This is a genomic window from Cellulomonas sp. P1_G12_2, assembly GCF_056405535.1.
Genome location: NZ_JBFUBX010000001.1, coordinates 1333453 through 1346486 on the forward strand (window position 1 = coordinate 1333453; position 13034 = coordinate 1346486).

A 13034-nucleotide genomic window follows, 5' to 3' on the forward strand; every position below is an offset into this window, starting at 1 on the left:
ACAGGCCTCGTCAGCGCGCTCGCCCCTCGTCCAGCCCGTACGCGGCTCGAGGGGCTTTTTCGTGCTCAGGCAGTACCCACGCAGCACCACCCAGGGAGACATCGATGGTCCAGGGCCCTCACCCGGCACCGCCGCGAACATCCGCGCCCGGCTCCTCCGCCGCGTCCCGCGTCCCGGTCCCGACGACGGTCGAGCAGGTCACCGGCGCGCAGTCGATCGTCCGCTCGCTCGAGGAGGCCGGCGTCGAGGTCGTCTTCGGCATCCCCGGCGGCGCGATCCTCCCCACCTACGACCCTTTGATGGACTCCACCAAGGTCCGCCACATCCTGGTCCGGCACGAGCAGGGCGGTGGCCACGCGGCTGCCGGCTACGCCGCCGCGACCGGCCGCGTGGGCGTGTGCATGGCGACGTCCGGCCCGGGTGCGACCAACCTGGTGACCCCCATCGCGGACGCCCACATGGACTCCGTGCCGCTGGTCGCGATCACCGGGCAGGTGGGCGCCTCGCTCATCGGCACGGACGCGTTCCAGGAGGCCGACATCGTCGGCATCACGCTGCCGGTGACCAAGCACAACTACCTGGTGACCGACCCGGACGACATCCCGCGGGTGATCGCCGAGGCCTTCCACATCGCGTCGACCGGTCGTCCCGGCCCGGTGCTCGTGGACATCGCCAAGTCGGCCATGCAGTCGCGCACCACGTTCTCGTGGCCGCAGGAGCTCAACCTGCCCGGCTACCACCCGGTCACCAAGCCGCACGCCAAGCAGATCCGGGAGGCCGCCCGGCTCATCGCCACGTCCCGGCGGCCCGTGTTCTACGTGGGCGGCGGCGTGATCCGCGCCCGGGCGTCGGCCGAGCTGCGCGCGCTGACCGAGGCGGCCGGCGCGCCGGTCGTCACCACCCTGATGGCGCGCGGTGCGCTGCCCGACTCGCACCCGCAGAACCTCGGCATGCCCGGCATGCACGGCACGGTCGCCGCCGTCGCCGCGCTGCAGAAGGCCGACCTCGTGGTCGCCCTGGGCGCCCGGTTCGACGACCGCGTGACGGGCCTGCTGTCCAGCTTCGCGCCCAACGCGACGATCGTGCACGCGGACATCGACCCGGCCGAGATCGGCAAGAACCGCACGGTCGACGTGCCGATCGTCGGGGACCTCAAGGAGGTCATGGCGGACCTGCTGCCCGAGCTCGCCCGCGAGCACACGCAGCACGGCAAGCCGGACCTCGAGGGCTGGTGGCGCCAGCTGGACGAGTGGCGCTCGACGTTCCCGCTCGGGTTCGACGAGCCGGCCGACGGCCACCTGGCCCCGCAGCACGTCATCCAGCGGATCGGTGAGCTGTCCGGGCCGGAGTCGATCTTCGCCGCGGGCGTCGGCCAGCACCAGATGTGGGCCGCGCAGTTCATCAAGTACCAGCGGCCCAACTCCTGGCTGAACTCCGGGGGCCTGGGCACCATGGGCTACGCGGTGCCGGCCGCGATGGGCGCCAAGGTCGGCGACCCGTCCCGCACGGTGTGGGCGATCGACGGCGACGGCTGCTTCCAGATGACCAACCAGGAGCTGGCCACCTGCACCATCAACGAGATCCCGATCAAGGTCGCGATCATCAACAACTCGTCGCTCGGCATGGTGCGGCAGTGGCAGACCCTGTTCTACGAGTCCCGCTACTCCAACACCGACCTCAACACCGGGCACGGCACGGTGCGGATCCCCGACTTCGTGAAGATGGCCGACGCCTACGGCTGCGCCGGGCTGCGCTGCGAGACCGTCGGTGACGTCGACGCGACGATCAAGCGCGCCCTCGAGATCAACGACCAGCCGGTCGTCATCGACTTCACCGTGTCGCGCGACGCGATGGTGTGGCCGATGGTCGCCGCCGGCGTGAGCAACGACGACATCCAGTACGCGCGCGGGATCAGCCCCGCGTGGGACCGGGAGGACTGAGCCATGTCCCGTCACACCCTGTCGGTCCTCGTGGAGAACAAGCCCGGCGTGCTCACGCGCGTCGCGGGCCTGTTCGCGCGGCGGTCGTTCAACATCCACTCGCTCGCGGTCGGTCCCACCGAGCACGACGAGATCTCCCGCATCACGGTCGTCGTGGACGTCGACGCCCTGCCGCTGGAGCAGGTGACCAAGCAGCTGAACAAGCTGATCAACGTCATCAAGATCGTCGAGCTGGAGGACTCCGCGTCCGTCCAGCGCGAGCTGCTGCTGGTGAAGGTCAAGGCCGACGCCACGCAGCGCACCGGGGTCCTCGAGGTCGTCCACCTGTTCCGGGCGCACGTCGTGGACGTCGTGCCGGACACCGTCGTCATCGAGGCCACCGGCGGACCGGGCAAGCTCGACGCCCTGCTCGCCGCCCTGGAGCCGTTCGGCATCCGGGAGATCGTTCAGTCCGGCACCGTGGCCATCGGCCGCGGGTCGCGCTCGATCACCGACCGCGCCCTCGAGCGCGTCAACCGCAGCGCCTGACTTCCGTCCCACCGCAGAACCGACCCTGAACCAACCTGAGGAGACCCATCGTGGCCGAGCTGTTCTACGACGACGACGCCGACCTGTCGATCATCCAGTCCAAGAAGGTCGCCGTCATCGGCTACGGCAGCCAGGGGCACGCGCACAGCCTCAACCTGCGCGACTCCGGCGTCGACGTGACCGTGGGCCTGCGCGAGGGCTCGGCGTCCCGCGCGAAGGCCGAGAACCAGGGCCTGAAGGTCGCCTCGGTGGCCGACGCGGTCCGCGAGGCCGACGTCGTCGTCATCCTGGCGCCCGACCAGGTGCAGCGCATCGTGTACCGCGACGAGATCGAGCCCAACCTCAAGGACGGCGCCGCCCTCGTCTTCGGTCACGGCTTCAACATCCGCTTCGGCTACATCAAGCCGGCCGCGCAGCACGACGTGCTCATGGTCGCCCCCAAGGGCCCCGGTCACCTGGTCCGTCGCGAGTACGTCGACGGGCGCGGCGTGCCGGTCATCGTCGCGGTCGAGCAGGACGCGTCCGGCTCCGCCTGGGACCTCGCGCTCTCCTACGCCAAGGCGATCGGTGGCCTGCGCGCCGCCGGCATCAAGACGAGCTTCACTGAGGAGACCGAGACCGACCTGTTCGGTGAGCAGGCCGTGCTGTGCGGTGGCGTCTCGCAGCTCATCCAGTACGGCTTCGAGACCCTGACCGAGGCCGGCTACCAGCCCGAGGTCGCGTACTTCGAGGTCCTGCACGAGCTCAAGCTGATCGTCGACCTCATCTTCGAGGGCGGCATCACCAAGCAGCGCTGGTCCGTCTCCGACACGGCCGAGTACGGCGACTACGTCTCCGGTCCGCGCGTCATCACGCCGGACGTGAAGGAGAACATGAAGGCCGTGCTGGCCGACATCCAGAACGGTGCCTTCGCCGAGCGGTTCATCAACGACCAGGACGCCGGGGCGCCGGAGTTCAAGGAGCTGCGCGAGAAGGGCCAGAACCACCCGATCGAGCCCGTCGGCCGCGAGCTGCGCAAGCTCTTCGCCTGGGTCAAGCCGGCGGAGTCCGACTACGTCGAGGGCAGCGCCGCGCGCTGATCCCGCTGCACCACCGAACGGCACCCGGTCCCTGCGACCGGGTGCCGTGCTGCGTGGTCGTGCCGGTCACCTGCGGGTACGCAAGGATGGGCGGACGACGACGGAGGGGACGACGATGACCGACCAGCAGGTGGAGCCGCCCGAGGGTGTCGAGGGCGCCGTCGAGGACGAGCGGATCGCGGCGTTCTGGCAGGCAGCCCGGGGACACGTCGGGTTCGGCAAGCTGGACGCCATCGTCGGCGGCACGCCCGAGGACGTGGTCCCGCCGCCGTCGTGGTCGTACGGCGACGACGCCGAGGCCGACGACCTGCTGGCCCGCGTCCTCGACGGACGCAAGACGGCCACCGCGCTCGCGGTCGCGGAGCTGGAGCAGGTCGGTCTGGAGCTCCCGCGCGTCGGTGACCTGTCGATCGTCGTCGACGGCGAGGGCACGCCGCGCGCGCTGCTGCGCACGACGGAGGTCGAGGTCGTCCCGTTCGACCAGGTCGGTGCCGAGCATGCCGCGGCGGAGGCTGAGGACGACGGATCGCTGGAACAGTGGCGGGTGCACCACGAGGAGTCGTGGCGGCGGGTGCTGGGCGAGGCATTCTCGCCGTCGTTGGACGTCATGCTCGAGCGGTTCGAGCTGATCTACCCGACGAGCGGTCCGACGCCCGCGGTCGACTGAGCGTCACGTTCCGTCAGGTGAGACACCCGTCCCGAGCGGTGGGACGGGGTCTACGCTCGATCCATGGTCGACACCGCTGCTGCCCGGGACATCCGCCTCGCCGTCGTCGCTGGTGACGGCATCGGCACGGAGGTCGTCGAGCAGGGTCTGCTGGCGCTGGACACGGCGCTGCACGGGAGCGGGATCACGGTCTCGACCACGGACTTCGACCTGGGCGCCCGCCGCTACCACGCGACCGGCGAGACCCTCACGGACGCGGACCTCGAGGCCATCCGCGGGCACGACGCGATCCTGCTGGGCGCCATCGGTGACCCGAGCGTGCCGTCGGGCGTGCTCGAGCGCGGTCTGCTGCTCAAGCTGCGCTTCGCTCTGGACCACTACGTCAACCTGCGCCCCAGCCGGCTGTACCCGGGCGTGGCCTCACCGCTGGCACACCCGGGCGAGATCGACTTCGTCGTGGTCCGCGAGGGCACCGAGGGACCGTACGTGGGCAACGGCGGTGCCATCCGCGTGGGCACCCCGCACGAGGTGGCCAACGAGGTGAGCGTCAACACCGCGTTCGGCGTCGAGCGCGTGGTCCGTGACGCGTTCGCCCGTGCCGCGGCCCGTCCGCGCAAGAAGCTCACCCTCGTGCACAAGCACAACGTGCTCGTGCACGCCGGCCACCTGTGGCGCCGCACGGTCGAGGCCGTCAACGCCGAGTTCCCCGACGTGACGGTCGACTACCTGCACGTGGACGCGGCGACCATCTTCCTGGTCACCAACCCGGCGCGGTTCGACGTCATCGTCACCGACAACCTGTTCGGCGACATCCTCACGGACCTGGCGGCGGCCATCACCGGCGGCATCGGGCTGGCGGCGTCGGCCAACATCAACCCCGACCGCACGGCTCCGAGCATGTTCGAGCCCGTGCACGGCTCGGCCCCGGACATCGCGGGCCAGGGCAAGGCAGACCCGACGGCCACCGTGCTGTCGGTCGCGCTGCTCCTCGAGCACCTCGGTCTCCCGGAGGCCGCGACGCGTGTCGAGAAGGCGGTCGGCGACGACATCGCCGATCGCGCGACCGACCGAGTACGGTCGACGGCCGAGGTGGGCAAGGACCTCGCCGCGCGCATCGCCGGCTGATCCCACTCCTCGGGGCTCCTGAGCCCCGCCCGGATACCACCCGGCCGTCCTCACCGGTACCGTCGAACCCGACTCTGGTGAAAGGCCCCGCACATGAGCACCCTGACCGACCCCACGTCCCACCCCACGTCTGCCGACCTCTTCGAGATCACGCGGACCGACACCCCCGTCGCCGACGCCGACCGCGAGGCCCTGCTCGCGTCGCCGAAGTTCGGCACCGTGTTCACCGAGCACATGGCCCGGATCTCGTACTCGCAGGAGAGCGGCTGGACCGGCCGGCGGGTCGAGAAGTACGGACCGCTGCTGTTGGACCCGGCGACCGCGGTGCTGCACTACGCGCAGGAGATCTTCGAGGGCATGAAGGCGTACCGGCACGCCGACGGGTCCGTGTGGACGTTCCGGCCGCGGGCCAACGCCGCCCGGTTCGCGCGGTCGGCCCGGCGCCTGGCGCTGCCCGAGCTGTCCGAGGCCGACTTCCTCGGTGCGATCGAGGCGCTCGTCGCGACGGACCTGGCCTGGGTGCCGTCCGGCGAGGAGACCAGCCTGTACCTGCGCCCGTTCATGTACGCCTCGGAGAGCTTCCTCGGCGTGCGCCCGTCGCTCGAGGCCGAGTTCCTGGTCATCGCGTCGCCGGTCGGTCCGTACTTCGCGGGCGGGGTGCGACCGGTGGCCATCTGGGTCGACCAGCGTTACCACCGCGCCGGGGCGGGGGGCACGGGCGACGCCAAGTGCGGCGGCAACTACGCCGCGAGCCTGCTCCCGCAGCAGGAGGCGTACGCCAAGGGCTTCGAGCAGGTGTGCTTCCTCGACGCGTCGACGAACACGCAGCTCGAGGAGCTCGGCGGCATGAACGTCTTCGTCGTCTACGCCGACGGCAGCGTGGCCACCCCGCCGATCACCGGCTCGATCCTCGAGGGCGTCACGCGCTCGTCGATCCTGCGCCTGCTCACGGACGCGGGGCACGAGGTCTCCGAGCGTCAGATCCCGCTCACGGAGCTGCGCGAGGGCCTGGCCGACGGCTCGGTGCGCGAGGTCTTCGCGTGCGGGACGGCCGCCGTGATGACGCCGATCGGCCGCATGGCCAGCGACGACTTCGACCTCACGGTCGGCGACGGCGGGGCCGGGCCGGTCACCACGCGGATCCGCGCGGAGCTCACCGACATCCAGTACGGCCGCGCCACGGACCGGCACGGCTGGCTGCACCGCCTCGTCTGATGACCCTGGTGGCGGACGTCGACCGCATCGCGGCCGAGAGCGACTTCGCGGGCGTGGTGCGTGTGGACCGCGCCGGGACCACGGAGCTCTCGGCCGCGTACGGTCTGGCGGACCGGCGGCACGGCATCCCCGTGACGCCCGACTCGCAGGTGGCGATCGCGAGCGGGTCGAAGGGGATGACCGCGCTGGCCGTGATGAGCCTGGTCGAGGACGGCACGCTCGCGCTCGGCACGACCGCGCGCTCGCTGCTGGGCACCGACCTCCCGCTCATCGCCGACGACGTGACCGTCGAGCACCTGCTCGCGCACACCTCGGGCATCGGCGACTACCTCGACGAGGACGACGACGTCCCGATCAGCGCGTACGCGATGACGGTCCCCGTGCAGCACCTGGCCGCGACGGAGCAGTTCCTGGCGGTCCTGGACGGGTTCCCGACCGCGTTCCCCGCGGGGCAGAAGTTCTTCTATTGCAACGGCGGCTACGTGGTGCTCGCCCTGCTTGCGGAGCGTGAGTCCGGCGTCCCGTTCCACGACCTCGTACGCCAGCGGGTCTGCGCGCCCGCCGGCCTCGTGGACACCGACTTCCTGCGGTCGGACGCGCTGCCCGGCCGCGCGGCCCTCGGGTACGTCGAGATGGACGGCGAGTGGCGGACCAACGTGTTCCACCTGCCCGTGCTCGGGACCGGCGACGGCGGCATCTACACCACCGGCGCGGACGTGCACCGGTTCTGGACCGCGCTGTTCGCCGGCGAGATCGTCCGCCCGGAGACCGTCGCCCAGATGGTGTATCCGCGCAGCACGGCGCCGTACGACGCCCGGCGGTACGGGCTCGGGTTCTGGGTGCACCCGACACGCGACGTCGTCCAGCTCGAGGGGTACGACGCCGGAGCGTCGTTCCTGAGCACCCACGACCCGGCCGAGGGGCTCACGGTGACCGTCGCCGGCACGACCGCCGAGGCGGCGTGGCCCCTGGCGAAGGCGCTCCAGGCGCAGCTGATCGACTGAGCCGCCTCAGTCGATCGGGGCCCCCGCGCGCAGCGTGCGACTCAGCACGCCGAGCAGCAGCGACCAGATCGCGATGCCGATGAGCGCGTTCACGATGCCCGCGGAGATCGACGACTCGAGCTCGTCGGTCCAGGTGAGCGGCAGGAGCGCGGCGGTGAGCGTGCCGAGGAACATGATCCAGCCGAAGAACGCCTTGGGCTTCGGGGTGGTGAGCACGAGGAGGTGGAGCAGCCCGCCGGCGAGGACCGCGAGGACGGCGGCACCGACCACGTAGGCGGCTCCGGTCGAGTTCGTGCCGAAGAGGTCCTTCACGGCGAGCTCGATCGAGAGGATCTGGTCGACGATGACGACGCCGACCAGGCCGACGAGCGCCGCGACGAGGGCCGTGGCGACGACCCCGGCCCAGAACCGCCCGGCGTCCACCGACGGATCCGCCGGGCGCGCCGGGCGCACGGGGGCGGGTGCGGCCGCGGGCGGGACCTGGGCGGGCGGCAACGCGGCCGGGAAGACCGCGGTGGGCTCCGGTGCCGGGGGTGGCGGCGGGGCGGGCGACGGGGCCGGCGTGGAGTGCGGGAAGGCGGACTGACGATCCGGAGGGGGAGTCGGGGTGGACATGGTGCCTCCTGGTAGGTCGACCCACCTTGCGTACCGCCGATGACGGTCCGTGTCCACGGTAGCGAATCGGACAGCCCGGACACGGTGGGATCGGACATTCGCTGCGGCTCGGCCTGTCCAAGGCGTGGAACGCGTGACCACGGATGGTGACCTGTGCCACGATGCACGGGTGACCCGCTCCTCCCTCATTATCGAGTAGCGCGTCGGCCCACCAGCTGACGCGCAGACCTCCCGTACCCCGGGGGGTCTTTTTGTTGGTCGGGGCACCACCACCGCCCCGGCTACCGTCGACTGCACCGGCACACCCCCGCCGGCAGACCTTCAGCTCGCAGCACCGACGTCGTCCGTCCCAGCACCGAAGAGAGCCCATCGTGTCCGTCCCCGCCAGCACCCCGTTCCAGGTCTACGACACGACCCTGCGCGACGGCGCCCAGCAGGAGGGGATGAACCTCTCCGTCTCCGACAAGCTGGCCATCGCGCCGCTGCTCGACGAGCTGGGGGTCGGGTTCATCGAGGGCGGCTGGCCGGGCGCGGTGCCCAAGGACACGGAGTTCTTCAAGCGGGCCGCCAAGGAGCTGGACTTCCGCAACGCCGAGCTGGCGGCGTTCGGCAGCACCCGCAAGGCGGGCACGCGCGCGGTGGACGACCCGCAGGTGCGCGCGCTCGTCGACTCCGAGGCGCCGGTCGTCGCGCTCGTCGCCAAGCACGACCTGCGGCACGCGGAGCGCGCTCTGCGCACCACCGGGGACGAGAACATCGCGATGATCGCGGACACCGTCGCGTTCCTGGTGCGGGAGGGCCGCCGCGTGGTGGTGGACGCCGAGCACTTCTTCGACGGCTACCGGTTCGACCCCGCCTACTCGCGCGCCGCCGTCCTGGCCGGGTTCGAGGCCGGCGCCGAGGTGGTCGCCCTGTGCGACACCAACGGCGGCATGGTCCCCACGTGGGTCGCGGAGATCGTGCACGAGATCCGCGGAGCCGTCGGGCCCGACGCCGTCCTCGGCATCCACGCGCACAACGACTCCGGCTGCGCGGTCGCCAACACGCTCGCCGCGGTCGAGGCCGGGTGCTCGCACGTCCAGGGCACCGTCAACGGGTACGGCGAGCGCACCGGGAACGCCGACCTGCTGTCCGTCGTCGCCAACCTGCAGCTCAAGTACGGGCTGCCGGTGCTCAAGGTCGCCGACGGGCTGCCGGGCGGCCTGCCCGAGCTCACCCGGATCGCTCACGCCATCAGCGAGATCACCAACATCTCGCCGTTCGCCCGCTCGCCGTACGTCGGCGCCAGCGCGTTCGCGCACAAGGCCGGCATCCACGCGTCGGCCATCAAGGTGGACCCCGACCTGTACCAGCACACCGACCCGGCCAACGTCGGCAACGACATGCGCATGCTCATCTCGGACATGGCCGGCCGCGCCTCGATCGAGCTCAAGGGCCGCGAGCTCGGCTTCGACCTCGCGGGGCGCCCGGAGCTGCTCGGCCGCGTCACCGACCGGGTCAAGGACGCCGAGGCCAACGGGTACACCTATGAGGCGGCCGACGCGTCGTTCGAGCTGCTGCTGCTCGAGGAGATCGACGGCCAGCGGCCCCAGTACTTCCGCGTCGAGTCGTGGCGGACGATCGTCGAGCGCTCCGGCGGTCGGGGGACACCGGCCACCGCCGAGGCGACCGTCAAGCTGCACGCCGGCGGCGAGCGGATCGTCAGCACGGGCGAGGGCAACGGGCCGGTCAACGCGCTGGACCACGCGCTGCGGCAGGCACTGGTCACCGTCTACCCGGAGCTCGAGTCGTTCGAGCTCATCGACTTCAAGGTGCGCATCCTCGACTCGATGCACGGCACCGACGCCGTCACGCGGGTGCTCATCGAGATGACGGACGGCCAGCGGTCCTGGAGCACCGTGGGAGTGGGTCCCAACCTGCTCGAGGCGTCGTGGGAGGCGCTCACGGACTCCGCCATCTGGGGCCTGCGCCACCGCGGAGTCACCCCGCGCTGAACTTCATCCCTGCGCGTTCGACCGGAGCGGCCTAGCCTCGGGGGACCGGCCGCTGCAGTGCGGCCGCCGACGTGCGGAGGGAGCGGTCGTGTCCGGCAGCGTGCCGCCGCTCGACCCGGGACCGACACCGGGCCGATCGCGGATCGGCTGGTGGTGGCTGCTCGTCGCCCTGCTCGCGTTCGCGCTCGTGACGGCGCTCGTGGCGCAGCCGTGGGCGCCGGTGGAGATCGAGCCGTCGGTGACGCCGACCGTCACCAGCCCCACCCCTGCGCCGTCGTCGCCCCCCGGCTCGGCGTCGCCCTCGGTCGCCGTCCCGGGCGCGGACGCCGTCTTCGACCCGACGACTGCCCTCGCCCTGTTCGTCACCGCCGACGACCTGCTCGCCGAGATCCCCGCGGCCGACCCCGAGGTGCAGCTGCAGATCCCCTCGGGCCAGCTGTCGTGGGGCCTGCCGATCGGGTCGACGATCGAGCCCCCGGAGTGCCTCGTCGCGGCCACCGTCGTCGCGATGCCGCCCCCGTGGTACGACACGCGCCTGTGGGGCAACGACACCCTCTCGTTCCAGCAGGAGGTCGTCCTGCTGGCCGACCCCGCGGCGGCCCGTGAGGCGTTCCGCACCCTGGTGACCACCGTGGACGCGTGCCCGGAGTACAGCCAGGTGAACCCTGACATCGACGGCGCCACCTGGACGGCTGAGCCGGCGATCGAGGGGCAGGGCGTCTACCCGTCGATCGTGCAGGAGGTGACGCACTCCGGCGAGGGCTCCGACGTCCCGGGGTACCGCGGCCACCTGCTCGTCGGGAACACGATCGTCACGTGGACGGCCGAGGCGCTCACGACCGGTGACCGCGACGCTGCGCTGGCCACCCTGGGCGACCCGGCGGACCTGGCCGCGATGGTGCAGGAGACGGCCCAGGAGGCGGTCCGGGCGCTCGGCTGAGCAGTCGACCTACGCTGGGCCCGTGCATGGTGAGTACAAGGTGCCCGGCGGCAAGCTCGTCGCGGTCGACCTCGACGTGGTGGACGGGCTGCTGAGCGGCGTCAGCGTGAGCGGGGACTTCTTCCTCGAGCCGGACGAGGCGCTCGCGGTGGTGTCGTCGTCGCTGGACGGGCTGCCGCGGGACTCGCCGGTGAGCCGGTTGGCGGACGCGGTGACCACCGCCCTGGCCCACGAGGACCAGCCGGTGACGATGGTCGGCTTCGACGCCCACGCGGTGGCCGTGGCCGTCCGGCGGGCGCTCGGGTTCTCTACCGCCTGGGCGGACCACACGTTCGAGCTGATCCACCCGGGTCCGCTGCCCCCGGCCCTGCACGCCGCGCTCGACCAGGTGCTCACCGAGGAGCTCGGCGCCGGCCGTCGCGGCCCCACGCTGCGGTTCTGGGAGTGGGTGGAGCCGGCGGTGATCATCGGCTCGTTCCAGTCGCTGCGCAACGAGGTGGACCTCGAGGCCGCCGAGCGGTACGGGATCACGGTGGTCCGCCGGATCTCCGGCGGTGGTGCGATGTTCATGGAGGCCGGCAACTGCATCACGTTCTCGCTGGTGGTGCCGGCGTCGCTGGTGGACGGGATGACCTTCGAGGACTCGTACGCGTTCCTCAACCAGTGGGTGCTCGGTGCGCTCGCGGACGTCGGGGTGCAGGCGTTCACGAGCGGCCTGAACGACATCGCGTCACCGGCGGGCAAGCTGGCGGGCTCGGCGCAGAAGCGCATGGTCGGCGGGGCCGTGCTGCACCACGTGACGATGTCCTACGACATCGACGCCGCCAAGATGCTCGAGGTGCTCCGGATCGGCCGGGAGAAGCTCTCGGACAAGGGCACGACGAGCGCGAACAAGCGGGTGGACCCGGTGCGCTCGCAGACGCAGCTGCCGCGCGAGGAGGTGATCTCCGCGTTCGCCGCGTACTTCCGCAGCCGCTACCCGACGGTCGACGGAGCGCTCCGGCCCGAGGAGCTGGAGCGGGCGACCGAGCTGATGCGGAGCAAGTTCACCGACCCCGACTGGACCGCCCGGGTGCCCTGAGTCAGCGGCCGCGCAGCACGACGAACGCCACCGCCGCGACGCCGATGACCACGACGCCGAGCGCGCTGGCGGTCACGAGCCGTCCGCCCGGAGGGAGGGCGCCGTCGGCGACGTGACGACGGTGCGAGACGACCGTCAGGGCGAGGGAGACGACCAGCGCGGTGGCCGCCAGGCTCCAGGCCGCGGGGCCCAGGAACTCCTGGAGCAGGTGCGCGGCGGCCACCCCACCGCCCGTGAGGCCGATCGCGGTGCGCCGCCACGCGAGGTGGGTGCGCTCGGCGGCCAGGGTCGGGGCGTCGCCGGCGGTGCTCACGCGGCCATCAGCCCGACGAGCACCAGGCCACCCGCGACGCACACGCCGACCACCAGGAGCCCGAAGGCGGACGGGGCCGGCAGCGCGGAGCTCTGCCGGATGGCGCGCTCGGCGCGGGCCCAGCTGATCCAGGCGAGCACCGGGGCGAGCACGCCGATCGTCACGAGCACCAGCGCGGCGGCGAACCGGAGGTCGGGCTGGACCGGCAGGTCGAGGGCCTCCAGCGCCACGCCGCCCGCCAGCAGGGCCAGCGAGGTGCGGATCCACGCCAGGAACGTGCGCTCGTTGGCCAGCGAGAACCGCGCGTCCGGGTCGGTGCCGGTGCCGTAGACCCACCGGGGGAACCGTCGCTCGTCGCTCATGCGCCCATCCTCGCGTGCGGACGTGTATCAGGTGCCCCGCCGCGCGCTCCTGCTCGTCGACGAAGGGGAGATCGATGGACACGGACCTGGACCGCCAGCTGCGCCGACTGAGCGTGCTGCACGCGCGCGAGCTGTCTGCCGTCCGCCGCCGGGTGCCGGGTGCGTCCGCTC

At 71.9% G+C, this 13034-nt stretch carries 13 protein-coding genes; 10 read left to right on the forward strand and 3 right to left on the reverse strand.

What is annotated here, in order from left to right:
• The first annotated feature begins 104 nt into the window (after positions 1-104).
• From AC1DXT_RS06320 to AC1DXT_RS06350, 7 genes are all read left to right on the forward strand, one after another.
• Positions 105-1940: an acetolactate synthase large subunit gene (locus tag AC1DXT_RS06320; protein ID WP_477060481.1), complete on the forward strand. Its 1836-nt coding sequence runs from the start codon at positions 105-107 to the stop codon at positions 1938-1940.
• A 3-nt stretch (positions 1941-1943) separates the two neighbouring features.
• On the forward strand, positions 1944-2468 hold the full coding sequence (gene ilvN, locus AC1DXT_RS06325; RefSeq protein ID WP_056096860.1) for an acetolactate synthase small subunit: 525 nt from the start codon (positions 1944-1946) through the stop codon (positions 2466-2468).
• Between the two features lie 50 nt (positions 2469-2518).
• Positions 2519-3547, forward strand: coding sequence for a ketol-acid reductoisomerase (gene ilvC, locus AC1DXT_RS06330; protein ID WP_477060482.1), 1029 nt, complete (start codon positions 2519-2521; stop codon positions 3545-3547).
• Positions 3548-3662: 115 nt separating this feature from the next.
• Positions 3663-4214 carry an ASCH domain-containing protein gene (locus tag AC1DXT_RS06335; protein WP_477060483.1) on the forward strand — a complete coding sequence of 184 codons (552 nt, stop codon included), beginning with the start codon at positions 3663-3665 and terminating at the stop codon, positions 4212-4214.
• 63 nt (positions 4215-4277) lie between these two features.
• Positions 4278-5339, forward strand: coding sequence for a 3-isopropylmalate dehydrogenase (locus AC1DXT_RS06340; RefSeq protein WP_477060484.1), 1062 nt, complete (start codon positions 4278-4280; stop codon positions 5337-5339).
• A gap of 93 nt (positions 5340-5432) precedes the next feature.
• Complete coding sequence (locus tag AC1DXT_RS06345; RefSeq protein ID WP_477060485.1) at positions 5433-6554, forward strand: branched-chain amino acid aminotransferase; 1122 nt, start codon at positions 5433-5435, stop codon at positions 6552-6554.
• Positions 6554-7558, forward strand: a complete 1005-nt coding sequence (locus AC1DXT_RS06350; protein ID WP_477060486.1) for a serine hydrolase domain-containing protein — start codon at positions 6554-6556, stop codon at positions 7556-7558. The genes AC1DXT_RS06345 and AC1DXT_RS06350 overlap by 1 nt, the downstream gene beginning before the upstream one ends.
• A 6-nt stretch (positions 7559-7564) precedes the next feature.
• Here the strand turns inward: AC1DXT_RS06350 and AC1DXT_RS06355 are convergent, their stop codons facing one another.
• A complete protein-coding gene (locus AC1DXT_RS06355) occupies positions 7565-8173 on the reverse strand; it encodes a hypothetical protein (protein WP_477060487.1) in 609 nt (202 codons plus the stop codon).
• A 371-nt stretch (positions 8174-8544) separates the two neighbouring features.
• Between AC1DXT_RS06355 and cimA the strand changes: the two genes are divergently transcribed.
• From cimA to AC1DXT_RS06370, 3 genes are all read left to right on the forward strand, one after another.
• Complete coding sequence (gene cimA / locus AC1DXT_RS06360) at positions 8545-10167, forward strand: citramalate synthase (protein ID WP_477060488.1); 1623 nt, start codon at positions 8545-8547, stop codon at positions 10165-10167.
• Between the two features lie 88 nt (positions 10168-10255).
• Positions 10256-11107 carry a hypothetical protein gene (locus tag AC1DXT_RS06365; RefSeq protein WP_477060489.1) on the forward strand — a complete coding sequence of 284 codons (852 nt, stop codon included), beginning with the start codon at positions 10256-10258 and terminating at the stop codon, positions 11105-11107.
• Between the two features lie 22 nt (positions 11108-11129).
• On the forward strand, positions 11130-12188 hold the full coding sequence (locus tag AC1DXT_RS06370) for a lipoate--protein ligase family protein (protein WP_477060490.1): 1059 nt from the start codon (positions 11130-11132) through the stop codon (positions 12186-12188).
• Between the two features lies 1 nt (position 12189).
• On the opposite strand, the gene AC1DXT_RS06375 is transcribed toward AC1DXT_RS06370, so the two are convergent.
• Positions 12190-12501 carry a DUF202 domain-containing protein gene (locus AC1DXT_RS06375; protein ID WP_477060491.1) on the reverse strand — a complete coding sequence of 104 codons (312 nt, stop codon included), beginning with the start codon at positions 12499-12501 and terminating at the stop codon, positions 12190-12192.
• Positions 12498-12863 carry a YidH family protein gene (locus tag AC1DXT_RS06380; RefSeq protein WP_477060492.1) on the reverse strand — a complete coding sequence of 122 codons (366 nt, stop codon included), beginning with the start codon at positions 12861-12863 and terminating at the stop codon, positions 12498-12500. The genes AC1DXT_RS06375 and AC1DXT_RS06380 overlap by 4 nt, the downstream gene beginning before the upstream one ends.
• Positions 12864-13034: the final 171 nt, after the last annotated feature.

Coding starts and splice junctions, on each gene's coding strand:
- AC1DXT_RS06320 (WP_477060481.1), top strand. CDS start 105: ATGGTCCAGGGCCCTCACCCGGCACCGCCGCGAACATCCGCGCCCGGC.
- AC1DXT_RS06340 (WP_477060484.1), top strand. CDS start 4,278: ATGGTCGACACCGCTGCTGCCCGGGACATCCGCCTCGCCGTCGTCGCT.
- ilvN (WP_056096860.1), top strand. CDS start 1,944: ATGTCCCGTCACACCCTGTCGGTCCTCGTGGAGAACAAGCCCGGCGTG.
- AC1DXT_RS06350 (WP_477060486.1), top strand. CDS start 6,554: ATGACCCTGGTGGCGGACGTCGACCGCATCGCGGCCGAGAGCGACTTC.
- AC1DXT_RS06380 (WP_477060492.1), bottom strand. CDS start 12,863: ATGAGCGACGAGCGACGGTTCCCCCGGTGGGTCTACGGCACCGGCACC.
- AC1DXT_RS06345 (WP_477060485.1), top strand. CDS start 5,433: ATGAGCACCCTGACCGACCCCACGTCCCACCCCACGTCTGCCGACCTC.
- AC1DXT_RS06355 (WP_477060487.1), bottom strand. CDS start 8,173: ATGTCCACCCCGACTCCCCCTCCGGATCGTCAGTCCGCCTTCCCGCAC.
- AC1DXT_RS06335 (WP_477060483.1), top strand. CDS start 3,663: ATGACCGACCAGCAGGTGGAGCCGCCCGAGGGTGTCGAGGGCGCCGTC.